Raw genomic sequence first — 25,178 nt, forward strand, 5'->3', positions numbered from 1 at the left:
CATGACGACCGCTTCGACAAGCTCTTTCTCCGCCCTCTTGAACGCCTGGCTGGTGGACGGCGTGCGCACGCCCATGGTCGACTACTGCGGCCCGCTCGGGCATGTGTCGCCCACCGACATGGGCATCAAGGTGGCCCGCGCCGTGCTGGAGCGCGCCGGCGTGCCTGCGGCCGACGTGAACTCGGTCATCACCGGGTCGATGGCGCAGGCCGACTTCGACGCCTTCGTGCTGCCGCGCCACATCGGCCTGTATGCAGGCGTGCCGCAAGCGGTGCCGGCCATCCTGGTGCAGCGCATCTGCGGCACAGGCTTCGAGCTGTTCCGCCAGGCTGCGGACCAGATCGCGCTGGGCTACGCCGACGTGGCGCTGGTGGTGGGCACCGAGTCCATGACGCGCAACCCGATCGCCGCGTACACGCACCGCACGGGCTTCAAGCTCGGTGCGCCGGTGGAGTTCAAGGACTTTCTGATGGAGGCGCTGATCGACACCGCAGGCCCCGTCACGATGATCGAGACCGCCGAGAACCTGGCCAAGAAGTACGGCATCACCCGCGAAGACGTGGACGCCTACGCGGCGCGCTCGTTCGAGCGGGCGCTGCAAGCCCAGGCCGAAGGCTTCCTGGCCGGCGAGATCGTGCCGGTGACGAGCGAGAAGTTCGAGCTTGCAGGCTACGCCACGCGCGGCATCACGCTGCCGCGCAAGGTGGCGCAGCTCGACCGCGACACGCACCCGCGCCCCTCGCCCGTCGAGGCCCTGGCGGGGCTGCGCACGGTATACCCCGGCGGCGTGCAGACGGCGGGCAACAGCTCGGCCCTGGTGGATGCGGCCGTGGGCGCCGTGGTGGCCAGCGATGCGTATGTGCAGCGGCGCGGCCTCAAACCCCTGGCGCGCCTGCGCGGTGCGGCTGCAGTGGGTGTGGCGCCCGAATTCATGGGTATCGGCCCCGCGCCCGCCATCCGCGCGCTGCTGGCGCGCACCGGGCTCACGCTGGATGACATCGGCCTGTTTGAAATCAATGAAGCGCAGGGCGCGCAGACCATCGCCGTGGAGCGCGAGCTGGGTCTCGACCGCGACAAGCTCAACGTGAACGGCGGCGCGATTGCGCTGGGCCATCCGCTCGCTGCCACCGGCGTGCGCCTGACGGTGACGCTGGCGCGCGAGCTGCGCCGCCGCGGCCTGCGCTACGGCATCTCGAGTGCCTGCGTGGGCGGCGGGCAGGGCATGGCGCTGCTGATCGAGAACCCTGACGCCTGAACCAGTCATCCCCTTTTTTCGCAAGAGCACACAGACCATGAAAATCATCACCGCCGCTGAAGCCGGGGCCCTGATCCCCGACAACGCCACCATCTTCCTGGGCGGCCTGGCCGTCTCCAGCCTGCCCGAGGAAGTGCTCAAGGGCGTGGAAAAGAATTTCCTCGACACCGGCCACCCGCGCAATGTGACCACCTGGGCCTGCGGCGCCATCGGCAACAGCAAGGACGCAGGCATGGTGCACTTTGCCCACCCGGGCATGATCAAGCGCACCGTGGCAGGCCACTTCGGCCAGACCGGCGCCGAGATGATGAAGATGGTGTTCGACGGCGAGGTCGAGGCCTACAACTTCCCGCAGGGCAGCCTGTCGCACCTCACGCGCCACATCGCCAGCCGCAGCCCCGGGCTGCTGACCAAGGTGGGCCTGGGCACGTTTGTGGACCCGCGCATCGAAGGCGGCAAGCTCAACAGCAAGTCCACCGAAGACCTGGTCAAACTGGTGGAGTTCAACGGCGAGGAGTGGCTGTTCTATCCCGCGCCCAAGGTCGATGTGGCCATCATCCGCGGCACGCTGGCCGATGAGAACGGCAACATCACGCTGGACAAGGAAGGCGTGCTGCTGGAGCAGATCAACATCGCCCACGCGGCCAAGGCCAGCGGCGGCATCGTGATCGCGCAGGTGGAGCGCATCGTGAAGGCCGGCAGCCTGCACCCCAAGTCGGTCAAGGTGCCGGGCGTGTCGGTGGACTACGTGGTGGTCAGCCAGCCCGAGAACCACATGCAGACCATCACCACGCAGTTCAACCCCGCGCTGTGCGGCGATGTGCGCGTGCCGCTCAATTCGCTGGCGCCGATGCCGCTGGACGAGCGCAAGGTCATCGCGCGCCGCACGGCACTGGAGCTCACGCCAGGTGCCATCACCAACCTGGGCATCGGCATCCCGGCGGGCGTGCCGTCGGTGGCGGCGGAAGAGGGCGTGTCCGACCAGTTCACGCTGAGCGTGGAAAGTGGCATCACGGGCGGCATCCCGGCGCAGCTGGGGGACTTCGGCACTGCCTACAACGCCGACGCGATCATCGAGCAGTCGCTGCAGTTCGACTTCTATGACGGCGGCGGTCTGGACGCGAGCTTCCTGGGCCTGGCGCAGGCCGACAACCACGGCAACGTGAACGTGAGCAAGTTCAACGGCCGGCCCGTGGGCTGCGGCGGCTTCGTGAACATCACGCGGTCCACCAAGCACCTGGTGTTCTGCGGCACCTTCACCGCCGGCGGGCTGGAGGTGAAGGTAGCTGATGGGACACTCACCATCGTCAAGGAAGGCCGCTCGCGCAAGTTCATCGAGAAGGTCGAGCAGATCACCTTCAACGGCCTGGACGCTGCGCAGCGCGAGCAAAACGTGCTGTTCGTCACCGAGCGCGCCGTGTTCCATCTGACCACAGAGGGGTTGGAGCTGACCGAGATCGCGCCCGGCATCGACCTCGAACGCGACGTGCTGGCGCACATGGGCTTCAAGCCCATCATGCGCAACGTGAAGACCATGGACCCGGGCCTGTTCCGCGCGCAGTGGGGCGGCCTGGCGCAGGCCATGGCGGCGAAGGCTGCGCAGGGCTGAGGGGCGTGCACGCCCAGGCGCTGGTCGGCGGCATGGGCCGGGCCCGGCGCCAACACCCACAAAGCAAAAAGCCAGCGGCCCAGGGAGGGCGCGCTGGCTTTTTGCCGTAATGGGCTGCCGCTGCGGTGTGGCTGTGGGGCCCTGTGGCCTTGTGGCCCTGTGGCCGTGTTCCCAGCCTGCGCGCTACGAAGCGCTTTGCGTATAGACCTTTTGCAGCAGCCGGATCAGCGTGGTGCGCTCGGCGGTGGTCAGTCTGGAGGTGGCGTCCACCTCCAGCTGCGCGGCGGTCTGCTCGGCCTGGGCGGTCAGCTCGGCCCCTGCGGGCGTGAGGTGCACCCCCATCGCACGCCCGTCGCTCGGGTGCGGCCGGCGCTCGATCAGCCCGCGCCGCTCCAGCGCCGCAATCAGACCCACCAGGTTAGGCGGCAGCACGTTGAGCGTGGCGCACAGCTGGCGCGACGTGATGCCCGGGTTGTGCGCCACCAGCGACAGCACCGAGAAATCCACCACCTTCAGGCGGTACACCGCCATGCGCTCCATGAAGACCTCGATCACGGCCAGCGACGCACGGCGCGCGTTGTAGCCCACCAGCGTGCGCAGAAAGCCCGTGTCCACCGACTCGGTGAAGGGCTCGGCCGAGGGGGTGGCGGTTGCTGCTATAGCAGTGGCGGTTTTCTTGGAGGGGCGGGCGCTGGGCATGGGGCGATTGTGCAGAGTGGGAGGCGGGCCAGAGGCCGAAGCAAACGCAGTGGTTGATGTAGATCAGGCCCTGCCGCAGGTTCTGAAAGCCTTGTTTGCTATGGATTTTATAGTTTTGGCAGGGTGATGCCGTCGCTGCCTTGTGGGGCGCCTGAGCACAGCGCTACGCCGGGCTGCGCAGCACGCGCCGGTACTGCACCGCCTCGGCCACGTGGCTGACTGCGGTGGTGGGCGCGCCCGCCAGGTCGGCGATGGTGCGCGCCACCTTGAGGGCGCGGTGCGTGCTGCGCGCCGACCAGCCCAGGCGGGCCGCGGCGGTGTTGAGGAATTTCACGGCCGTGTCGTCCAGCTGCACGTGCGTGTCGATCTCCTGGCCCTGCAGCGCCTGGTTGGTCTTGCCCTGGCGTGCCAGGGCCACAGCGCGGGCGCGCTCCACCCGCTCGCGGATGGCGGTGGTCGACTCCCCCGCGGGCGCCTGCACCAGTTGGTCGGCGGGCAGGGCGGGCACTTCCACATGCAGGTCGATGCGGTCCAGCAGCGGCCCGCTGAGCTTGCCCTGGTAACGGCTGATCTGGTCCGGCGTGCAGCGGCAGGCGCGCTGCGTGGAGCCCAAAAAGCCGCAGGGGCAGGGGTTCATCGCAGCGATCATCTGAAAGCGCGCCGGAAAGTCAGCGCGCTGCGCGGCCCGCGATATCGTGATGTGGCCGGTCTCCAGCGGCTCGCGCAGGGCCTCCAGCGCGGCGCGGGGGAATTCGGGGAGTTCATCGAGGAACAACACGCCGTGGTGTGCCAGCGAGATTTCGCCCGGCTTCGGGGGTGACCCCCCTGTAAATATTGGTAGTAAATGCGAAAAGTGCACATTTTTTGGCATTATTTGCGAAAAATGAGCTTTAAGCTAGCCCTCATGCAGATTCCTAGCTCTGTCCGTCGCATCCCTATCTCAACAGTCAGCATCACCGGCAGGCTCGACGGTCAGATGTTTGAGTCGGCGTTGGAGCGTGACCTTCTGATGCAATTGGCTTGGTCTGAAAACGTCGAATGGTTCGTCACGCAGCCGGTAGAGATCCGGTATGAATTTCCTGTGGGAAAAAAACGCGTCTACACGCCTGATGTGCTGTTTGGGTTCAGCGACGAGACGTCTTCTCCCGTCGAAGCGGTCCTTTGTGAGGTGAAGTATCGCGAGGACTTGGCCAAGAACTGGCAGGAGTTGCGACAGAAGTTTCGCGCGGCACGGCGCTACTGCGCTGAACGGGGATGGCGCTTCGTGATCTTCGACGAGACGCGGATCAGAGACGTTCAGCTTAAGAACATTCAGTTTCTATGGAACTACCGCGGCCAGTCAGTTCCGCCCGAACTTGAGCTGAAATTGCTCCAGCAATTCGCTGCTTTAGGTGATGCGACTATGAGCAAAGTGGTCGAACAGGTGGCTGCGACGCAAACAAACAAGGCAAACGTCATCTGGGCTTGGTGGTGCCTTGTCGCGCAAAAACGCGTGCTGTTTGACGAGGATCAGCCACTTAACGGCAATACGATTTTCTTCCTACCGGCTACTCATGAATGACTTTGACTCTCGAGTCTTGCCAGGTAGTCGCGTGATGTTCGAGAACGCGGTATACAGAATTTCCGACTTTGCAGATCCAGAGCGCGCGGTGCTCGCAACTGACGACGGCGCGTATGTGGTTGCGCCAATCGCGTCATTGCGTCCTGTTGCTGGTAGGGCGGCTCGTTCCGATGACTTGGTCTCCATTGACAGATCAAGGTGGGAAAAAGCATTTGATGTATATCGCCACATTCAGGACCTCGAGGCGGTAGACAAACACGTGATGTCCACAGAGCTGGACCGCAAGGCGAAATTCCTGGGAGTACACCGGTCCACGATGTATCGGTGGATAAAAAGGTACCGGGAGACAGGCTTGATCTCGTCGCTCTTGCGGCCGGTGCGTGCTGACCGTGGCGAAAGCAGGCTCTCTGAAGAGGTTGAAGCCATAGTCAGCCAGTGCATACGAACTCACTACTTAACTTCGAACCGTAAGCGCGTATCCAGCTTGGTGAGTGAGATAGCTAAAAAGTGCTCGGAAAAAGGGCTTAAAGCCCCTAGTTCGTACGCAATCACCGCGCGGGTTCGGCGACTGGAGCCGGCAATGGTTGCAGAGCAGCGCTTCTCCAAGAAATATGCTGACGAGCGCTACGAACCGTTGAGAGGCTCGTTCCCCAACGCCAACTATCCGTACGCAGTCATTCAGATCGACCACACCCCGATGGACGTCATCATCGTGGACGACGTCCATCGCAAGCCAATCGGCAGAGCATTCCTGACGCTCGCCATCGATGTCAACACTAAGATGGTCGCTGGGTTCGTCATCTCAATAGACAACCCTGGAGCGTTTGCGACCGGAACTTGCATTTTGATGTCCATATTGCCAAAGGATGAGTGGCTTCGCGAGAAGGGGCTTCCAGACGATTTGAAATGGCCGTGTTATGGACTGATGCGCACCATCCACACGGACAACGCAAAGGAGTTTCGCGGGACCATGATGAGCAAGGCCTGCGACGAGTACGGTATCGTTGGGGAGCAGCGGCCCCGAGGTCAACCCCAGTACGGAGGAAGTATCGAAAGGGCGTTTCGTACCTTCATGGAAAAGAGCCATGAGGAGCTGCCCGGCACCACATTCGGAAGCGTTGCAACTCGGTTTGACTACGACTCTGAGGGCAAGGCAGTAATGTCCTTTTCGGCGCTGGAGCGCTGGTTCACTATGTATTTGCTTGGTGTGTACCACCAACAAACGCATCAGGGAAATCCTTCCAGCATGCCGCCCATACAGATGTGGTGGAAAGGCATTCTGGAAGGCACAGAGACGACGCCTCCGGTTGGTCAGCCTCTACCGCTCGATCCAGATAAAGCAGAGCGTTTGCGTCTCGACTTCCTGCCCTATTTCGAGGCTACGGTTCAACAATATGGCGTTAGACAATGGAGCATCGACTGGTTCTCAAATCGCTTAAGGCGTTTCATCGGCAGCAAGCTATCTGACAAGAAGACTGCCCGCAAGTTCGTATGTCGGTATGACCCAAGAGATCTGAGAAAAATTTGGTTCTACGACGACGAAGCGCGGTCATACATCGAGCTGCCGTTCCGGATCATCTCCAGGCCAGCAGTTTCGCTCTGGGAGGTAAGGGCCTCCAAAAGAACGCTCATTTCTGAGGGGCGCCCTAGCACTAACGAGGCTTTAATTTTCAAGACAATCGACAGCATGCGGCAGCTGGTCGAGAGAGAGTCTGAGGTGACGAAGTCGGCACGACGCACCGCTCAAAGGAAGAAAGAGTGGGAAAAAGCGCAGACCAAATCGCCTTCGCAACCTGCCAAGAAGCCTGCGCAAGTCGAAGTTGCGCCCTCGATTGAATTCGACGAGGCAGAGCTGCTTGGGAACATCCATGAATCAGATGACTGAACAAAAGAGAGTTCTTACCCCGCGGGCCAGAGAACTGCTTGACGCGCCAATCGATGAGAGGATCGCACTCATTCGCAGACCCCGTTTCATCACTTACGGTCATGCCAAGAAAATTTTGGATGAGCTGGAGCAGCTTCTCACACTGCCCAAGTACAACAGGCCGCCAAACCTCTTGATCATCGGCAAGTCCAACAACGGGAAGTCGGAAATCCTGAAGGAGTTCAAGCGGCTCCATCCTGCCCAGGAGCGCCCCGACGGCGATGTCACTTACGCACCCGTGCTCTTTCTACAGGCACCTCCCGGACCGGATGAGAAACAGCTTATTGATTCCGCGCTTCGCAAGTTCAACATCACCCCTCTCAAGAGCCACACTACTCCCAGGAAGCTAGAGCTGTTTATTGAGCAGTTGCAAGCTTCACAGACGAGGGTGTTGATCATCGATGAGTTGCACTCGATACTGGCTGGATCGACGAGTCGCCAGTTGCATGTGCTGAACACGCTGAAGTACATCAGCAATGAGACTGGCGTGTCCATGGTCTTGGCCGGCACTGAAGGTGCCCGTGACGCTCTGGCCACAGATAAAGAACTGCAAAGCAGATTTCCGGAAAGGCCGCTACCTCGTTGGAAAAACAATGACGTCGAATACTTGAAGCTGCTCGCACAATTTGAGATGACGCTTCCGCTCAAGGAAGCTTCAGGATTGAGGGACAGGGCGTTGGCCGAACTGATCTTCGACTTCTCGGAGGGCTTTTTGGGGGGCATTGCGGAGGCCGTGCGCGAGAGCGCAATCTGTGCGCTGCAAGCCGGAGACGAGTCAATCACCGTCGCGCATTTAGAGCAACTGAACGCGCGGCGAAAGAAACGTCAGGATGATGCGCTCGTCCTCTGAGCTGACGCTGTGGCCCAACCATCTGAAGCCGCTGCAGGATGAGTTGGCAAGCAGTTGGCTCGTTCGACTTGCTCATGCTCATGGCTACAAATCTGAGCAGCTATGCCGGATCTTGCTCGGGAGGGCACGGCCGATGTGGAACAGAGATGTCGACAGGCAACTAAGCGAGGAACTCCGGGAGGCTCTTCGAAACGTGACCGCCATTTCTGCAGAGCAGCTGGACTTGCTCGGTTTGACGGCGTATCAAGGGATTGTCAGCGAGCAAGTGAATGCCAATGGCAACAGCCGGTGGATCTTGCCACTGGGTGTTTGGCACAGGAAGCGACGCATGTCGAGTCTCATGTGCTGCCCGATGTGCCTGGCCACGGATGCCGTGCCCTACTTCAGACGCAGCTGGCGCTTGTCATTTGTGACCGTGTGCACAAAGCACCACGTGGACCTGATTGATGAGTGTCCAGCTTGTTGCAGCCCGATCACGCCACACCGCGTTGATGTGGGCAAAGTTGGACTAATACCGCGGAAAAATACTTTGGTGAAATGTGCGAGCTGCGGGTACGACCTCAGGTCGGTTGTTCCGACGAAGGCGGAGTCCAAACTTGCGGCGTTCACGCGAACACTCAACCAGGCGGTAGCGGTAGGGCACGTTGACTGGGCAGGTCGACCTGGCATGCACTCCGTCCTCTTCTTCAACGGCTTGCGCTCGGTGATAAAGGTGGTTCTTAACAGAGACCTTTGGACCCTTCCCATCGGCACGGAGTTTGAGCGTCACCCGATTGCTACTCGGCGTCGAGCAATGCAAATCGCGGCTTCCATCTTTAATGGAACCCCACAACCCTTACTTCAGTTTGCATACCGGGTGAAAGCAAGATATGTCGATTTTGTAGACGATCCGCGACTATGTCCATACTGGCTCCTCACGCAACTGAGTGGCTTGCAGCGTAGCCAGCACCCGAGGCGAAGTGCAGTAGAAATCGCTGCTATCGCAGATGCAGTAGAGCGCAAGGCTGGTCGAGCGAGCCCAAATCGCGCGCGACGAGAGTTTGGCGTAAATTTGTCAGGCCCGGGCCATTCTAGGTTCCGGAGCCAAGTGTCCGACGAGGCGTTTGAGTGGTTAGTCGCCTCCGTGGATCATTCGATCTCTCGAGCGCACGATCCGTCTGCCAAGCTGGCGTTGATTCAGGATAAGGTGATGTTTGGCCTGATTCGCGCTGTGGGCTGGGGAAGCAGCCGTCTTTGCCGAGTGGGCCTTGATGAGGTTGAAGCGTCTCTGCCTTTGTGTGGATTCGCGAGAGGCGAGTCCTTGTGGTTTGATGCCGGCCCACTAGCAGCTGATTGTGCGGCCGCGAGGGTCTGGTGGTTCCTAAATGAAATGCGACCTCGGATTCCAAACTCGGCGGCATGCGGCCGCGTGTTTCTTAACACGACCTCTGGCCTTCCTTTAAGCGAATCTGCGATTGGCGCTAGGTTCACGAAGGCTGTGCGCATCGCGAATCTCACAGCTTCGATACGCGACATGCATGCGCTTAAGCGCATGCCGTAGTCGTTCAACCCAGCTTGATCACGCCCTACCCAAAACGATGGAGCGAAAGCTATCTAGCGGAAACAAGGGTCCTGGGTCCACCTTCCGTCCCGGGCTTATATCGTCGTGACCCAGGATGTCGGTGAAAGTGTAGGTTTTGTGCAGAAGCACAGATACGGCTTTCGCCGCTTCAATCTGAGCTGCAGAGTACTCGTGCCAGCCCGACTCAATCGCCTCGTCTTTGTGGATGGCAACCGAGACCTCCTCGGGTGGCACCACTTTGCCGGACCATGTTAACCACTCGCCGGCCGCGTTTTTTCGAAGCTTTCCAGCGTTCACCAGCTCTATCCCGATGGAGTACTGGTTCATACCCTCCAGGTTTCCCCACCTGCTCTTGCCGGCGTGCCATGCGCGCCGATCAAATGGAACCATCTGCACGATCGAGCCATCGCGATCAATAACCAAATGCGCCGAAGCCTGAGCATCAGGGTTTTGGAACCAGGAAACGGCTCCATTCAGCTTGGTGCCTGCGGTGAAATGAATCACCAAGTAGATCGGAGAGATTCCAGCCGAGTGGTTCGGACTCTTGACGAAGGATATGCGCTCAGCTCCCTCTGCCACTAGCAAATGATCAACGACCTTCATGAGTAGACCCTCCTAAGTTCTTCGCACGCCGCACGACGTTCAGAAATCCTAGTCGCCAAATCTGAAATGGCAAGAATGTTTTTGCAGTCTTCTAAAACTCGTGGAAAGATGGGATGGCAAATAGCATAAGGAGGGACCATGAAGGTAAGCGCAACTCACGCAACTGCAGCAGCACTCATGCTACTGCCGTCATTGGCCATCGCGGCGACAGTCATCTATCCGCATCAAACACCGAGGGAGGAGAAGCACACTGAGGCGCCAAGTTGGCTATCAAAAGGTAAGGGTCATGACGGCTACGTGTCTGTTACGGCGAAGATATCCGCGGCCTCTGTGTGCGACCGGATCAACAAGCCGCCAATGTTGGGAGTTCTCTTCAGCGAGAAGGTGCAGTCTGTGGTCACGCTGCGGGTTGCTGGATTCAATAGTTCAGTTGACGACCTATCTTTTCCAGTAGCCACTTTTAATGGCACGGGTGAAGCTAACGATTGCTACGGACTGGCTCGGCTACCGGTCACCATGGTTCAATACGCGCGGTTCCCTCGTACCGGACCAGGCGCGTTGGGACCTATCGACATCCATCTGAATGTGCACACCACGGTGGATGAGACATCGAACATTATTCCAGCGGCAGTGGCCTTCACAGAAGTTGCCACAGTGTTTGCCAGCGGACCCGCCGCAGGCGCGCTTACGACAATCAGTTCAACCTTGGCAAATCCGGTCCTCTCCAAGTTGGAGGCTGGTCTCAACGCGTCATTGGGGAACAAGACGAAAGCTATTTCGGCCTACTCGAGTAGTTGGTCAAGAATGCGCGGAGGACTGTCGACCCTCACCTTTCCCATTCACATCGGCGCAACTCAGTGGAATGGCTTTTCGCAAGAATCACCGTCTCAGGCGATAGACCGACTGCAGACGGCAGGCAAAGGTGCGGCAGGGAGCAAACTCGTGGATGTCGTTCTTACTTTCACATATACAAAGTCGATTTTCGACCAAAGTGTCTCAGGTGAAGACGATTTGCCATCTGGTTCCATGATTGGGCGTCAACGAGTCCTTAACCGTGGACTGGCGGGACAAACATTCATACAGATTCTCAATGCTGGTTCTCCGAGTCTCCAGCAAGAAGTGTCCGCTGCCGACGGACCACCTAAGCTGAGAGCAGCCTGCCAAAAGATTGACGACGTGCTTGAAAAGGCGGGTCTGGCCGCGGCGGACCGCATCATCGTGAAAAAGGCATTTGTTGACGAGGCAACAGGCGGCGAGGCGTGGTACGGCCAAAAGACGATCACTGCGTGCTTTACTGCTGACGAGATCGCTACTGTGATGAAAATTTATGGCGATGGAACCGCGAACTTGCCTCCGGTAGTTGGTGTGCAGGCAGGCAATGGTGAGTTGCACAGCAAATGGTTGAGGAATGTCGCCCCCGTTGCTGTTGATCTAGGGTCCGCGCTGGTGCTTGCGAGTGCCCGAGATCGCACACTCATTTCTGTCCTGAAGGGTGACGTATCAGACTTTGTTGATTTTGGTTGGGCAACTGAGTTGCAGCCACCGGAAAGCGATGTGAGCGCTAGAGCGTTTCACACCAAGTATCCGGAAATATGGAGAGTTGCCACTCGTCGCGCAGCTGCCGTGAGTTGTCTCAGTTATTTCAGTACGGCTCAACTTGAGCAAAGTCCAGATATCTTCCATATGGTTCTCCTTGATGCTGACGGCAAGCGATGGCAGCTAAAAGGGAGGGTTAGCGCGAATGGTGGCGCTCCGCGGATTGCCTCGTTAGACATTCGGCCGCTTGTCGATGGTTGGAAGGGGATTTGGGCGGGGTACTTCGATAATGACAATGAATGCCTTGAGGCTCTTGGGAGGCCAAAGGCCGTGTACGCGAAGCAGGCAGGCTGATAGCCAGTGCGCATTGATTGACCGTCGCTGTGCATGCATGGTCGGATAGAGGCAGCAAGACCCTAGCTGTTTTTCGGTGATTGTTACCGCATCAATAAGTCTTCATTGAAACCACACGAATGGAAAAAGAAAAAATCCGTCTTCAAGCTTTGGATATTGGTGAGAGCAAATTGGTTCGGATCGAATGGCTCGGAGACATTGTTGGTGATGAGCACAAGCGGATCCGAGTATCTGTGTCGCGAATCGGATCATCTGTTCTAGATCTTTTTCCTCAGCCCGACTTGATTGATGTCGATGTCTCTATTGGCTACCTGCATCTGCTGCGTCTTGGAAGTCTTTGGGAAAATGGGGTGTGCGTCCGCGATGAGCAACGAGCTGGGGACAGCATAGAAGAATTGTCGATCGACTCCCGAACGGCGACCGTGGTAAGCAGCGGCAGCCGCTTAGGCCCTGGGAGTACTTCCTTCCTGCTTCCCTACTCGCAGTTCGAACTCCATTCGAGGCACACTTCCTCGCTACTGGTCAAGGCAAGACTCAATGAATCCATGTCTGTGCTCGTCCCTTGCTCAGAGGTGATTCGCTTCTACTTTGGGGAGTCTGGCAACCTGGTCAAGCAGCTTGTCTCGGGACGCCTCGCCCTTGAAGGCGTCACCGAGGGATCTCGAATCTTTGACGGCAATGCGAATGTCATTCTTCCGACTGGCTGGCATCCTTGTGCCGTGCCGTACATGGCAAGGATCTGCTTTGATCCGGCAGCGAAGATTGCTGCGAAGAGGTTGGCGGAATCCGGAGTTGTAGCAGCGGTCAATGGGCGAGAGTGGTACCCAAGGATGGATCTTCCGTTCTCTGGCACAACCAAGATAACAGCGAGAGGTCGATGGATAGAGCACAAAGATCATCGAGTTTTTTTGGTGCTGCGATTACTACGATGCACTCATCCATTTCCGTACTCGAAGGTCTTCTATAAGTATCCGAGCAGCGTCACTGCAGGGGACGTACCGGCAAAAGTTCAGCGGAAATCCACCATAGACAAATCGGGCCCGATCGCCAAGACGAAGCGGACATTGTCCAATCGTCCATATGGTGAAGGCGCGAAGATCACGGTCGAAGCTCGCGAGTACGGGGAGAGCCCATTCCCAGATCTAGCGAACAAGCGTGTCGTTCACGCAGGGATGGCGAAAGTCATCGGAACGATCCATCAATCTGACTCACCTGCGGAGCTACTTACCGCGGGAGGCTCAACCGGATTGTCTGCCCGCGAGATGGAGCTTGTGGTAACCAACCTGGGAGGTGTAGATCCCGAAGCGGCACCTGTCACCCTTTGGCACTTCGACCGAGAGTTACGCCTCCTGCGACCGGACCTAAAAGTGATCACATTTCCTGACGGGCATGGTTTTGGCAGATTCTGGGTAGAGCAGTCTTTTGCTGGTTTGTACTCACAACGCTGGGTAGGTATACGCCTGCTGGCGACTGCAGGTGGAGGGGCAACAGAGCAAGCTCTCGCGCTCATATGTGCAGAGGAGCGGATCGATGGCGACGCGCCAGAATTTTTGGTTCTGCAGCTGGAGCCTTTATGTTCGGTCGAATGCGCGAGTCGTGTGCAAAAATTTCTTGCTCACTGGGGTTGGAGGGTTGGCACTTGCCAAGCGTCGCATGCGACCTGCGTTTTGGCATTGAGTTCAAATGCGATTGATCGAGCGCTGGTAAGAGAAGCATTTTCAGGCCTCGTCGGTTCAGTTAGTTCCAAATGCTCTGTCGCACCAACGGATTCCGACTTGAAGATAAGCACGTAGTGGGCAGCTCATGCCCGCACAGAAATGCGTTGGAACGCTTGACGTCATTTCACGTTGACTCATGAGCTTTCTGCCAAAGTCAAGTCTGACCAACGGCACCAAGTCGCCAATGCCACTGCGTGGACGATGTCTGTTGTAGTGATGCTGCCAACTTGCCAGGGCCAGAACTCCAGCTTGCGCAGTTCCAGAATCAGCAAAGCCTGGTGTGAGTGTGCTGACCTAAAGATGCATCGACCAGAAGCTGCCTCACTTCCTGCCAACTAGCGCGGCTAGGGCTTTTTCTGGCCGCTGGTGGGTCAGGTGCGCTGCAGGGCCATCGGCAAACGTTCAGCAAACGTAAGTCGGGCATGCTCATGGGTTTGAATTCGACAGGATGTCCTGAATCGATGGGGTGTTCGCGACTTCTAGTCGCTTGGAACCCAATCCGAATGAACAGCTGGTACAACCCCTTCAAACTTCACCCAACCCTTAGCACGAAGTCAACGTCTTCAGGCGGAAGGCGTCTATACCGCGACCCATTCGGGAAGCACGTCACGCGGCTCTGACTGAGGCCAACGACGTCAGCACAAGTTAGAGGGTTGGCATGTTTTCCATTGCGTAAATTAGCAAGAACAACTACAAACCTGTCACCCCAGAATATTTAGATCTCTGACATATGAACGCCGAAGCTGCGCCGCCGTCACCGGAACTAACCACACTCGAGATTGAGAAGTGGCAATTTGAGAAGGCAGCTCGTGAAAGAGAACTGCGAATCCAGGAAGGCGAATTGGACCTAAAGCGTGCAGAACACACCGCAGCTCAGTGGCGAAATCCCTTAGTTGTGGGAGTATTTGCCGCCGCGATGGCAGCAGGCGGAAATGCTCTCGTTTCATACACAAACGCAAATTCGCAGCGAGAACTGGAATTTCAGAGGGCCGAGCAGGCGCGGATTCTTGAGATGATTAAAACGGGTGATCCAGACAAAGCAGCCGAGAATCTGAGATTCTTGGTCAGCGCCGGATTGGTGGCTGACGCTTCTCTTAAGAAAAGCATGACTGAATTCTTAGCCAACCGAAAGCCAGGAAGCGGCCCGACTCTGCCTTCCGTAGCGCCCACCCCGAAGCTCACAGCACCAATTATCGACAACGCTCGCATATATCTGCTGACTGGCAGAAAGGAGTCATTGGCAACTTTTCCGAGCCTTCGGGAAGAACTGGGGGCAGTGGGCTTCGCGATAGTTGGCGCGAAGTACAAAGAAGACTCAGGCAGGCCCGACCACCCTGAGATCAGGTACTTCAACGCAACGGACAAGGAACAAGCCGAAAAAATTGCGGAGGTCATGCGATTTCGACTTAACACCAAAGCTCTTCTCGCCAGTGAGTACAAGGATCCCACGGTCAGACAGGGCTATATAGAGATATGGCTTGGACGTTAAAGTCCGTTCTGCCTAATCGCCTGCGAGGCGGCAGGTGATGAGGCCCGCGCCAAGCGTCGTATTTCGTCTTAAAGCTCCTGCTAACGGTTAAATTCGCGATCGGCACCGAGATTCGAAAGATCTTGAGATACTCTGTGTAGAAGTTCTTCGAGGGGGTGCAGTGCGTTAAGACGGTCTGATTGTTGCCGGCGTGATCCAAGTTTGCTTGGCGCTCGCGATGACCAGAGATGGCTGCCATTCGACGTTTTGCTGACTTGTCTGCTGTGTGTGAAGTCCTTCTCGCCTTTGTTCGAGCTTAAGTAAAACAGTTTGTTGGGTATGAGAAGGTAAGCTAGAGCAATGCCAGTCAACAATGAACTTTCTAGGCCAGAAACGGAGGACGATTTCGAAGCGATGTGCTGCTTGCTCTATCAGCAGGTCTTCCGCGATCCTGGATTGATGCGAGTCGGCGGGGCGGGTCAAGGTCAGTTCGGCGTGGACTTGTTAGGTGCGGATCGAAGATCAGCGCTTGGCATCAGCATCGGGGTTCAGTGCAAGCACTACGTCGCGAAGAAGTTTACTCTGGCGACAGTTACTGACGACATTGCTAAGGCAGACATCGCGAACCTCGCGATCGACCATCTGCTATTCGCTACCACGGCGCCAGCCTCTGCAGATATTGTTCGTAGGGTTCATGAGCTAAGTGAACAGCGGCGTAAACAGGGAAAGTTCAGCGTATCCGTTGATTACTGGAATGCCATCCAATCGCACATCCGGATGTTTCCTGAAGTTGGGCGTGCGTTCATCCCGGGATTTCCGGGCGGAACGCTTATCGAAATTCGGGAAATCGTTATGCAAGTGCAGAGCGATGTTGAGCAGCAATCCGTTACATCACAGGAGCGCCTTGAGTCGCTCCACGCGGGGCAAGCGGGGCATGCGGCGATTCTCCAGGAAATTTTGACCACGATTGTGGCGCCAAGCTCGCGGTCATTGACTCCAGACCCGAAGGGTGACGAAGCAGACCCAGGTGTTGTCACTAGTCTGAATTTCGTAAGAGATCGTTTGCGTGAAGGAAAAACCCTTGACGCTCGCAGTTTGCTGACCGCTCTGGGAGATCCAGTCTCCTTTCGAGACGCGTTCTCTCGCTTCCGATGGCATACCAATGCTGCGGCTGTTGAACTGTTGGAGGGGCGCTCTGAAGAGGCTGCCAAAGGCTTCTTGCAAGCGTTCGATTTAGCACGTGATGATGAAAAAGCTCACATGAATCGAGCACATGCCTACTTCTTGCAAAAGAAATTTGAGGCATCCGAAGTGGCATGCGAAGAGGCTCTTGCGAAGTTCCCTGTGAGCGCTCCTCTATGGGGCATGCGTCTGCACATCCGGTCGCAGCTCGGGAAAGAGCCCGAGGACGGGAGGCCACCTAAGGAGGTCCTGGAAAAATCCGATTATCTTTTCTCGCTTGCTCGGATTCGTGCAAATGCAGGAGACCGAGCAACCGCTGTCGGGCTGCTAAAGCAGTGTGTTGACCTCGATGGTGGATCAATCGATGGTCGACGCGCCTATCTCGCGGAATCGCTGATGTGGGTTGGTTCAGGCAAAGTATCGGCTTTCTTGGGTCAAATGCCTCAAGCACGTAGATCGGCACTCGTTGACTCTTTGAGCCGGTTTGAACCGCTTGAAGAGACTTTGGCAGTGATTCAAAGCGAGCCTCTGTCAGAGGAGCTCGCAACCAACGTCACATCATCGTTAACAGTTCTTGGAAATTTGTCACGGGCCAGGTCGATTGCCCAACAGATGTTGGCCCGCCATCCAAACCTTGAGCAACTGCTACGTACACGGTTGGTGGACTTGGCGGAAAGCAAGAATTTGAAAGGCCTCAAAGCGTTGTGTGGGGGCCGATTGGATTCGCTACCTAGTTCTGCAATCGCGCTTCTCGCTGAGGCATCAGCAGTTCTTGGCGACATAGATTGGAATACCGAAATTCTCGCTGTTACAGCATCGCGGGCGCGGGAGGACGATCGCCTTGAAGAGGTTGCGCCGCTGACTGCCGTCGCGGCTTGGCGAGCGGGTGAGAAGACACATGCGCTACAGTGGATCCAGATTTTTATTGCAGCCCATCCCAGTCACATCTTAGGCCGCGTCATAGCGGCCCAGATCTTCGAAATGTCCGGTAAAACTGCGGAAGCGGTAGCTCAAGCGCATGCTTGTATTGCGCTTTTGCCCGAGGACGGCAGCAATGCCAACGTCTTGCAGGTTGCTGAACTGCTTGCCAGTCTTGGCGTTCATTCGGAGGCCGCAGCCCTCTTCGAACGGTTTGTGGAATCACCGTGTGCGGATGAGCTGACGATCAAGTGGTTGCAATGTCTTGTTTCGTCGGATCAGCGAAAGAAGGCCCAGTTGATCCTAGAAAAGATGACGACGGAAGATCGAACAAAGCAATCTGTTCGCCATATCGAAGTCAACCTCGCATCCAGAATGATGGACTGGAAGCGTATGAGAGATTTGCTGGCACTAGACCTCGCGCCTGGACCCCTTCGTCCCGATGTCGCGTTGGGCTATGGAACTGCACTCTACCGGTTGAACGAGACGGAGCGGCTGAAGGAGTTCGCTGCGTCAGACCCGGTGCTACGTAAGGCGGGCGTCAATGAGGAACTTGAGTTCTCGAAACTACAGGTGGCTGCAGGCCTCCCTCAAATAGGCCTCAAACGTCTATTCGCCCTCTTCAGAAAGCACCCAAACAATGTAGACGTTGCCGGCATTTTCTTGGGGCAAGTCCTAATGGCAAAGTCGGTAGAGGCCCTTGCTGTTCCAAAGTGGGTCGAGCCTGGAACCGCGGTGGAAGTGAAGGCTGGCAGCGAGCGTTGGTGGGTTGCGATAGATGCTGCCAATGCTGAGCCAGCGGAGACTTGGCCCGAACTTGCCGCTTCTGATGCACCCATCTCACAGCAGTTAATGGGTGCGAGCCTTAGCGAGGTCCGTGGCGTCACCCGTGGGATTACCACGCATCAAGCAGAGGTACTTCAAGTTACAAGTCTCTTTGCGTTCGCTATCCAGAAAGCGCACGAACTTATTGCTAAGAAAGCTGGGCCTCACGGCCCGGTATGGAGCGTTCGTGTCATCAAGGAGGATGGCCGCTTGGATATCGAAGCGCTATTGCAGCAGGCGCGTAAGCGCAGGGAGCACGTTGAATCAGTATTTGGCCTGTATCGTGAGCAACGAATTCCGCTTGGCCTGCTTGCAAAGATGCTCGGTTCCGATCCAGTCTCGTTACTATTGGAATGGCCGTCCCGAGAGATGAGTTTGTTTGTCGGTATTGGTAGTGAGGATGAGCGCCAAGCCGCGTTTCTGACGATTCGGAAAACAGAGCAACGATTCGTCACCGACATCCTGACGATCGCGGAGATACTGCGCCGTAAAACTGGACCAGCCGTCGTTGCAACGATCGGCCGGCCGATGATCCCAGAGTCTCAGCGTCAGTGGTTGCTCGCGATCATGGAGCGGTTGCCAAGCGAGCGCACTGCTTCGATGCAAGAGGATGGCGGTCGCTTGCGAGTAATCGAGATCCCAGACGCGCATAAGTTAAGGCGTATGCGCTTCCTGAAAGCGATCCTTGCCTTCATTGACGAGAATTGCGAAGTCGTAGCGACTGCGGGACCAGAGACTCAGTCTAGGGAGCTGCGAGAACTCGTGAGCTTGCTAGACGATCCCTCAGCGGATTGCGTCCTTTTATGTTTGGAGAAGGATGCTGCACTTCTTACGGAAGACGGATCGTTTCGACTTCTTGCCCTCGGTTCGGGGGTGAAGGATGCATCTTGGCTTCAGCCGGTATGGATGATTGCCGTGGAGCAGGGGCATCTGGACGCTAAGTCTTACGCAAAGTGTGTTGCCTCGAAGATATTGGCTAATCACGACTTTGTCAGTGTGAGTGGCGACGATTTGATGGTGCTTGCTTCGACCAATCCCCAAAAGATCAGCCCAGCCGTTCGGGCAGCTCTTGCAACTTTTACGAGGCCAACGCTGGAAATCCTGTCTGGCATCCATGTGTGCGTCGAGTTTCTGCGCATGGCTGTTCGACGTTTGCCGCCTGAGATTGCCGGCAGGTATGCCTCGATAGCAATGAGCGCGCTTTTGCAGGAGCGGGCTGTGCGCCGACGAGTCTTTGACAGGGTGTTCGCTTCGCGGATCAGCATCTTCGGTCGTAACGGTCGGAACATCCCCGCTCATGTTCGAAGGCTGTTCGGTGGAGTGCTATCGCGGCAGCATTTGCGTCGGTGAACTAGATCGGCATGGCCACCGTCACGCCGGCAGCCGGAGCCAATCAGCTGCTGGCCATACGCCGTGTGCCGGTGGCAAACGATCCGCGCACCACCAGCATGAGCTGGGAGTACCTGTTGGCGTTCCCGGCGCATTGAGCAAGCCCGACGAAACAGATGTCAGCTGCGCTCTGCGTGGTGTCCATATGGGTTCACCGCTTGCTTACGAAAAATCCAAATTTCGCTGCCAGCCTAGCGGCGATGAAAATCGTTGGGTGTTCGAAGGACCAAAAATAGGGCTAGGTCGCAATGTTCCCATTCAGGGGAACGCACGCATCCCTGCACCACGGTCTCTTCATACAGCCGCTGCACAGCTTCCAAGGCAGCCCCTTCCTCCTGCGCACATCGCAGAATCAGCCGTGGTTCGACCTCCACAAAAAGCCCGGACAGGATGTCGTTAGCAGCCTTCGTGGCGGCGGACAGTCGTCCCGACGTTAAGGAAAGTGCCACGTCTCCCGCGCTCACAATCCGCCCGTAGGGAGCGTTTAAATGGGTAGCGATCAGGGATGCTGCTGGCATGAAATCTGAGCCGCCTAAGGTTGCCCGCGAGGCACAAACTCCCCGTCGGTCGTGAGAAGACCTTTCACGGCAGATCCATCGATATCGGTTCGCACGGCGGTGTTCGGATCGTCGGGATCTATGCTGATCCGGATCGGGTTTTGTTGTTTGATCCGCTCCAGCGCATCAGCGCCGGGGGTATTGCTCAGCACAGCCAGCAGGCCAGCCAGCAGATCTGGCCGGAGATCCATGGCCTTTCTCGCACCCGCGCTTTCCTCCAGCTCGAGCCCGATCACACAGCAATGTGCCAACAGATCTCCCAACTCGCATCCCCGCTCGTTGGCCAGGCGCCGTGCTTTCTCGATCAACTCCATTGACAGTTCAATTTCCAGAAGCGTTGTGCGTTTCTGGCTGGTTCGCGCGTTGCTCATGGCATGGTCTCCGTCTCACAAGTGAAGTTGCCCACCTGAATCTGTAGAGTGACTAAAAACTGATCGTTCTCTCCGCGCGACGGTTGACCAAACGTGTACCCCCGAGGATTGCAGACCACGCGAGTGCTGTTCACTTCGTAGTCGAAGCTGTCGTGCGTGTGCCCATGGATCCAGAGGTTTGCGTTCCCCATCAGGTGCTCCAGATTGGAGACATAGGCTGGAGTCAGCGAATGCCCGGCGTAGCCCGCAGGAATCGAGCGGGGATGCGGTGCATGGTGCGTCACCACAATCGTTCGCGACGGATCGCCGCTTTTGAACTGCTCTTCAAGCCAGGCGATGCTCTCTCGATGCCGGCGCTGAGTCAGTACGGGAATCACGTGTTTGGAACGGACCCAGTAGAAGTCGGCTGTCCCTGAGTTTCTGGAAAACTTGATCCTTTTGTAGTCCGTCATGCGGTGCTGGGCCTCACGCATGCACTCCTGCGCAGCGTCTGCTCCATTGATCTCAAAGTCGGTCCACAGGCTGCAGCCCAAGAACCGAAACCCTCCAATCTCCACGCTCTCACGCTCGAGGAAATGGATGTCCAACTCGGCAGCCAGGGCGCGCAGATCGTGCAGGTGCTTGGTCCAGTCACGGGAGTAGAACTCATGGTTGCCGGCCACATAGATCACTGGCTTGCCCACAAAGGCCTGCGCAGCCCAGCGCAGGCCCTTGAGTCCCTCATCGATATCGCCGGCGAGAACAACCACGTCCGCACCCGCGTCAATGCGCTGGCCTTCGGCATCGACCAATGACAGTGCCTGGTGATCAAGATGAAGATCAGATAGAACGAGCAGATTGAGCAGAGGCATACAAAGCTCCTGGGGCGGAGAACTCCTGTTCGGATCGGAGACGGACAGAGCAAAGTCAAGCGCTAGCTGGTGCAATCAAGTGCATGCGCCCATGGAAGAGCGGCGCTTTTCCAAACTGCGGGGGGTGGCGCGAAGACTGGTGGGCACGTGGACAAGCTACCGGGCGAGAGCGATCGTGTCTAGGGGGGGGCAACGCGCAACGAGTGCGACCGCAAGCTTCCTCGGGCCACGTTCGCCGCGATGGACGAGAGCTTGACCGGCAGGCGGAACGGACAAGCAACTCAATCAAAACTCCAGCAGTTGAGCTTGTGGGCCTCAAAGACATACGATTCCTTGAGTGACATCCCAGCCGACGTTCACGAAGTGCGTAGTCTCAGTGGGAGCCAGCACATCCCGGTGTAAATGCCCGTGGTAGTTCACAAGCCGACCCAAACCGTGTTCCACGGTCGCCGGATAGTGGCTCACGAAGACGTTCTGCTCCAGAGCATCCCTCCAATTCAGGAACGGCACCACGGCCTCGAATAGAGGGCGTTGTTCACCCGAAGACATTTCTGCGATATACCGGCATTCCCCCTTCCTGCCGACCACCAGAACCTTTCGGCCAGGGATGCGCCGGACCCACTCCATCGCCAACTGGTGGTCTCCCATCGCCAGGTCGCCCACGATCACCAGCCACTCGTCATCGCGAACCTTTCGGGTCTGCGAGACCAGGTGCTCGTTCATCTGCGAAGCATCAGTGAAGGGGCGGTTGCAGTACCCGATGACATTGGCATGGGACAGGTGCAGGTCCGCAGTCATCCACACCCGCTCACCGCGGACGAGCGCCTGCTGGATCTGTGTGCTGACCGTGGTGACGATGTCGGGCTGCGCCAGCGCCAACATGGTCGCGTGCACATCCGGGCGACTTCTCTCGGTAGCAAGAGTGCGCGTGAAGAGGTCCAGAGCGATGTCGAACTTCATCTCGTCCCCTTAGTTGAAGAGACACGAATGCAGGAACGACGGCGGAATTGTGAAAGGCATGGCGGGCTCCTGTGTGCGGAGCCCGGTAGGGATGGCCTGAGGGGGTATGTACCAGGCTCCGCGGTCAATACTGCGGGCTGGTGGGATCAGAGAAACTAGGTCTTCAACCGGATACCAAGCACCGCTCGATGGTCGTGCTAACGACTATCGAGACAGGTCGGACGGAATGGATGCGGCGAGACATGAGAGCGATGATCCAGGAGGGTTCGCGCCTTGTCAACAACGCAGCACGGCCGCTCGGAATGGGAGTTGGGGAAATGCAAAGGGACGTCCGCGGCAATCCATCTCGACCAGCCGATCCGGCTCCGGTGCACAGGAGGAAATCCAGGGGGGTCAATGCTCAACGCTGCACCTACTTCTCCAGAGTCTTTACTGTCACCCCACTTGGGATTCCATCTGTCCAATTGAGCGTCCTGTGGATGCCCGTTTGCAGGGCGGCATCAAGTCGTGCCATCCCGCGTGCCGCAGTTCGCTTGGTGTAGATCGCGATCGCGATCAGCGTGGTCAAGCCAACGCCAAACCCAATCCATGCCGGAGTTTCTGAGCGATAGACGTGACCGTACTTGATGGATGCCCAGAACGGAAAAACAGGGACTGCCAGGAAGCCTAGCACCGGCAACATGCACCCGTTCGTGAAGGAGCCGCCGTAGTCCAGAGAAATGGACATGGAGCGTGCCGTATAGACGGACAGCTCCTTGGTCGCAGCGTTGAAAACTGCGACGGGCGTGACGGTGTCTTCGTCGCTCCACCCGACGTAGATGATGGTGACGTCCTGGCCATCCCTCAAAGGTATCAGTTGACCGAAGCGGCACTCTTTCTCGGTGCCATCAGGTTGCTTGATCCACCAAGTGGTGGAGTGTCGATTGGAGTGCGTAAGGTGCGCTCTTTTTGTCGAGGCGGAATACTCCTCCCGATACACCACGTCCGTGTTTTGTTTGACGCCATACGCCGTTCCGGAGATCCCGTAGACGACGAGGTTGCGCTTTCCGATTGGAATGGACACCGTTTCTCCCTAGTTTGCCGTTGTGGTGGTCTGAGTTGGGGATAAAGCGCGCGATGGCCGATCTCCATGTTTCCGTGCAGCGCGGTACATCAACTCGGTTTTGTGAAAGTCAAAGATGGACTCCATGCCACTGCAGTCAGCAAGTTCCCGGCCGTCCTCCAGCACGTGGATCCAACCGCGGCATGTATCGCCACGAGGCAAAGACGCCTGACACAGCCACAGCTGCGCAAGCGGATCCAGCGACCATTGACCGGTGCGGTTCACATGGCCTGGCGAGAGCAATCCAATGCGGGTGATCTCGCGTTCCGGCACCAGGCGCTCCAGCTCGGATGGGCAAGAAATCAGCACGCGGGATTGATCCGGGTCATCGGCGCATGCCACCTCGATCCAGAGACGGCATGACACCGAGGCCAACGCCATCTGGCGCCAGAAGCTGACGCTCCCGTCGAGTGCGGGAAACGGCTGAACTTGGTGGTGGACTTCGGCAAAAAACACGGAGATGGCTGAGTCGGCTGGCAGCCGCTCATAGGTAAATAGTCGATTTTCGACTATTTTGCCTGAACCCAAATAGTTGGCCGGCCTATGGCCAACATGTTCAAGACGCGGTACAGCCGCAGATATCGTCAGTTTCTGAATGCGCTTTGCGCAGCGCGGGCGTCCGCCGGGCTCACCCAGGCAGACCTAGCCAAGCGGCTGCGGGTGAGCCAGTCCTGGGTCAGCAAGTGCGAAAGGGGCGAGAGACGCCTGGATGTCGTGGAGCTGGAGATCTGGTGCGCAGCTCTTGGGCTGGAGGCGGCCCAGTTTCTGGAGTCGTTCTAGCTCTTCCATGCTCCGTGCCGCCAGGAGCAAGAGGGAAGGTGCTGTTGCAGGGGGCCGCCGATGACGGCCATTTGCCTTGCAGCGTTCGATTTCTTAAGCCATGCGCGTGGGGTCTCGATCACCTGATGATGATCAGTACCGACACCGCACGAAGCTGTACGACGAGTCGCGCATGCAGCGACAGCCGCAGTAAAGGGCGGCCGGCCAGCTATCAGGCCTTTGCGGCCCGCTGCATCTTCTTTCCGGCCTTGACCGGACCCATCTTCACCAATGCTTCAATCTTCGCGAGTTGCTTGATGCGAGGCGTCACTTGTCCCTTTTCCCACCGCGAGTACGACAGCTGCGAAACAGCCAGCAAGGCTGCCATTTGGAGTTGCGTGGCGCTGAGTGCACTGCGCATACTGGCCAGCATCTCCGGCGCAAACGCGAACGCTTGGCCTGTAGCCCGTTTTGCTAAACTGGCTTGATCGATTGGAAGACCCGAGCGCACAACGTTGGCTTGGCGCTGGGCTGTTTTCAGCTGGGAAGTGAGGCTCTTCACTTCACGCTTGAGCGCCACAATTTCCGAGCGGTGAGCAGAGATCGCTTTGCGCATGCCCTGGAGTTCAGGCTTGAGTTCCTTGCGCGCTATGCGGATGACTTCTGCGCGAAAAGCGTTGGAAAACGTGTTCATCGGCCGATGTTAGTGGATCGCTGTGAGAAGTGCTCTTGGGCCGTGCCATTGAGGCTGGCGAAATGCGCTGCTAAGCTTCGACGTCCCCATCGACGTGAGACGGAAATGAACGCTGAAGAACGAGAAGTGGCATTGCAGCGCATGGAGCGTGCAGCCGATGTGTTTTACCGAAGCGCTGTGCAAATCGGCAACCATCCCTTCATTGAGTTCGCGGGTCTGATGAATGAGTACATCACGGCCTGTCGGCAAGCACACGCACAAGGGATCGACTTCAGCCAGTGCAGCAAGCACAACGGCATGGCCTTGCCGCTGCACCCGGTCATGTCAGACTACATCAACGAGAAGCTGGAGTGCATTTTCACGGGCGCAAAAGTACTCGACGCAAAGGTGGCTGAGGCAGCATTTCCTCCGCAATAGGGAGCAAGGGTGCGG

At 57.7% G+C, this 25,178-nt stretch carries 22 protein-coding genes; 13 read left to right on the forward strand and 9 right to left on the reverse strand.

Going from position 1 to position 25,178, the window contains the following annotated elements; genetic code table 11:
- The first annotated feature begins 1 nt into the window (after position 1).
- Positions 2-1,255, forward strand: a complete 1,254-nt coding sequence (locus tag ACIGHN_RS10700) for a thiolase family protein (protein WP_396504334.1) — start codon at positions 2-4, stop codon at positions 1,253-1,255.
- 37 nt (positions 1,256-1,292) lie between these two features.
- Positions 1,293-2,864, forward strand: a complete 1,572-nt coding sequence (locus ACIGHN_RS10705) for an acyl CoA:acetate/3-ketoacid CoA transferase (RefSeq protein ID WP_396504335.1) — start codon at positions 1,293-1,295, stop codon at positions 2,862-2,864.
- A 183-nt stretch (positions 2,865-3,047) separates the two neighbouring features.
- Here the strand turns inward: ACIGHN_RS10705 and ACIGHN_RS10710 are convergent, their stop codons facing one another.
- Together ACIGHN_RS10710 and ACIGHN_RS10715 are read right to left on the reverse strand one after the other, a co-directional pair.
- Complete coding sequence (locus ACIGHN_RS10710) at positions 3,048-3,563, reverse strand: MarR family winged helix-turn-helix transcriptional regulator (protein ID WP_396504336.1); 516 nt, start codon at positions 3,561-3,563, stop codon at positions 3,048-3,050.
- A gap of 163 nt (positions 3,564-3,726) precedes the next feature.
- On the reverse strand, positions 3,727-4,422 hold the full coding sequence (locus ACIGHN_RS10715; RefSeq protein ID WP_396504337.1) for an ATP-binding protein: 696 nt from the start codon (positions 4,420-4,422) through the stop codon (positions 3,727-3,729).
- Between the two features lie 45 nt (positions 4,423-4,467).
- On the opposite strand from ACIGHN_RS10715, the gene ACIGHN_RS10720 reads away from it, so the two are divergent.
- From ACIGHN_RS10720 to ACIGHN_RS10735, 4 genes are read left to right on the forward strand one after another with little or no spacing between them, the layout of a single operon-like run.
- A complete protein-coding gene (locus ACIGHN_RS10720) occupies positions 4,468-5,124 on the forward strand; it encodes a TnsA endonuclease N-terminal domain-containing protein (RefSeq protein WP_396504338.1) in 657 nt (218 codons plus the stop codon).
- Positions 5,117-7,009 carry a helix-turn-helix domain-containing protein gene (locus ACIGHN_RS10725; protein ID WP_396504339.1) on the forward strand — a complete coding sequence of 631 codons (1,893 nt, stop codon included), beginning with the start codon at positions 5,117-5,119 and terminating at the stop codon, positions 7,007-7,009. Before ACIGHN_RS10720 ends, ACIGHN_RS10725 begins: the two co-directional genes overlap by 8 nt.
- The gene (locus tag ACIGHN_RS10730; RefSeq protein WP_396504340.1) at positions 6,993-7,898 is read left to right on the forward strand and encodes a TniB family NTP-binding protein; all 906 of its coding nucleotides are present in this window, start codon (positions 6,993-6,995) and stop codon (positions 7,896-7,898) included. Before ACIGHN_RS10725 ends, ACIGHN_RS10730 begins: the two co-directional genes overlap by 17 nt.
- On the forward strand, positions 7,882-9,438 hold the full coding sequence (locus ACIGHN_RS10735; protein WP_396504378.1) for a TniQ family protein: 1,557 nt from the start codon (positions 7,882-7,884) through the stop codon (positions 9,436-9,438). Before ACIGHN_RS10730 ends, ACIGHN_RS10735 begins: the two co-directional genes overlap by 17 nt.
- Positions 9,439-9,456: 18 nt before the next feature.
- Here the strand turns inward: ACIGHN_RS10735 and ACIGHN_RS10740 are convergent, their stop codons facing one another.
- Entirely contained in the window at positions 9,457-10,062 is a 606-nt protein-coding gene (locus tag ACIGHN_RS10740) for an N-acetylmuramoyl-L-alanine amidase (protein WP_396504341.1), read from the reverse strand.
- Between the two features lie 138 nt (positions 10,063-10,200).
- On the opposite strand from ACIGHN_RS10740, the gene ACIGHN_RS10745 reads away from it, so the two are divergent.
- From ACIGHN_RS10745 to ACIGHN_RS10765, 5 genes are all read left to right on the forward strand, one after another.
- A complete protein-coding gene (locus tag ACIGHN_RS10745) occupies positions 10,201-11,952 on the forward strand; it encodes a hypothetical protein (protein WP_396504342.1) in 1,752 nt (583 codons plus the stop codon).
- 119 nt (positions 11,953-12,071) lie between these two features.
- On the forward strand, positions 12,072-13,745 hold the full coding sequence (locus tag ACIGHN_RS10750; RefSeq protein ID WP_396504343.1) for a hypothetical protein: 1,674 nt from the start codon (positions 12,072-12,074) through the stop codon (positions 13,743-13,745).
- Positions 13,746-14,400: 655 nt separating this feature from the next.
- Entirely contained in the window at positions 14,401-15,159 is a 759-nt protein-coding gene (locus ACIGHN_RS10755) for a hypothetical protein (protein ID WP_396504344.1), read from the forward strand.
- A gap of 339 nt (positions 15,160-15,498) precedes the next feature.
- Positions 15,499-19,413 (forward strand): hypothetical protein, encoded by a 3,915-nt coding sequence (locus ACIGHN_RS10760; protein ID WP_396504345.1) that lies wholly within the window; start codon positions 15,499-15,501, stop codon positions 19,411-19,413.
- Positions 19,414-19,424: 11 nt separating this feature from the next.
- Complete coding sequence (locus tag ACIGHN_RS10765; RefSeq protein ID WP_396504346.1) at positions 19,425-19,550, forward strand: hypothetical protein; 126 nt, start codon at positions 19,425-19,427, stop codon at positions 19,548-19,550.
- 434 nt (positions 19,551-19,984) lie between these two features.
- Here ACIGHN_RS10765 and ACIGHN_RS10770 read toward each other — a convergent pair whose 3' ends face one another.
- The 5 genes from ACIGHN_RS10770 to ACIGHN_RS10790 all read right to left on the reverse strand — a co-directional run bounded on the left by ACIGHN_RS10770 (position 19,985) and on the right by ACIGHN_RS10790 (position 23,821).
- Positions 19,985-20,380 (reverse strand): hypothetical protein, encoded by a 396-nt coding sequence (locus ACIGHN_RS10770; protein ID WP_396504347.1) that lies wholly within the window; start codon positions 20,378-20,380, stop codon positions 19,985-19,987.
- Positions 20,377-21,231, reverse strand: a complete 855-nt coding sequence (locus tag ACIGHN_RS10775) for a metallophosphoesterase (RefSeq protein WP_396504348.1) — start codon at positions 21,229-21,231, stop codon at positions 20,377-20,379. Before ACIGHN_RS10775 ends, ACIGHN_RS10770 begins: the two co-directional genes overlap by 4 nt.
- Before the next feature lie 315 nt (positions 21,232-21,546).
- Entirely contained in the window at positions 21,547-22,191 is a 645-nt protein-coding gene (locus tag ACIGHN_RS10780; RefSeq protein ID WP_396504349.1) for a hypothetical protein, read from the reverse strand.
- A gap of 412 nt (positions 22,192-22,603) precedes the next feature.
- Positions 22,604-23,254, reverse strand: coding sequence for a hypothetical protein (locus tag ACIGHN_RS10785; protein WP_156371904.1), 651 nt, complete (start codon positions 23,252-23,254; stop codon positions 22,604-22,606).
- A gap of 9 nt (positions 23,255-23,263) precedes the next feature.
- Positions 23,264-23,821 carry a hypothetical protein gene (locus ACIGHN_RS10790; RefSeq protein ID WP_396504350.1) on the reverse strand — a complete coding sequence of 186 codons (558 nt, stop codon included), beginning with the start codon at positions 23,819-23,821 and terminating at the stop codon, positions 23,264-23,266.
- A gap of 24 nt (positions 23,822-23,845) precedes the next feature.
- On the opposite strand from ACIGHN_RS10790, the gene ACIGHN_RS10795 reads away from it, so the two are divergent.
- Positions 23,846-24,073, forward strand: coding sequence for a helix-turn-helix domain-containing protein (locus ACIGHN_RS10795; RefSeq protein WP_396504379.1), 228 nt, complete (start codon positions 23,846-23,848; stop codon positions 24,071-24,073).
- 211 nt (positions 24,074-24,284) lie between these two features.
- On the opposite strand, the gene ACIGHN_RS10800 is transcribed toward ACIGHN_RS10795, so the two are convergent.
- Positions 24,285-24,746 (reverse strand): helix-turn-helix domain-containing protein, encoded by a 462-nt coding sequence (locus ACIGHN_RS10800; RefSeq protein WP_396504351.1) that lies wholly within the window; start codon positions 24,744-24,746, stop codon positions 24,285-24,287.
- A 105-nt stretch (positions 24,747-24,851) separates the two neighbouring features.
- On the opposite strand from ACIGHN_RS10800, the gene ACIGHN_RS10805 reads away from it, so the two are divergent.
- On the forward strand, positions 24,852-25,163 hold the full coding sequence (locus ACIGHN_RS10805; protein WP_396504352.1) for a hypothetical protein: 312 nt from the start codon (positions 24,852-24,854) through the stop codon (positions 25,161-25,163).
- Positions 25,164-25,178 lie beyond the last annotated feature (15 nt).

This window comes from Acidovorax sp. NPDC077693, assembly GCF_044542805.1.
Taxonomy (GTDB): Bacteria; Pseudomonadota; Gammaproteobacteria; order Burkholderiales; family Burkholderiaceae_C; genus Acidovorax.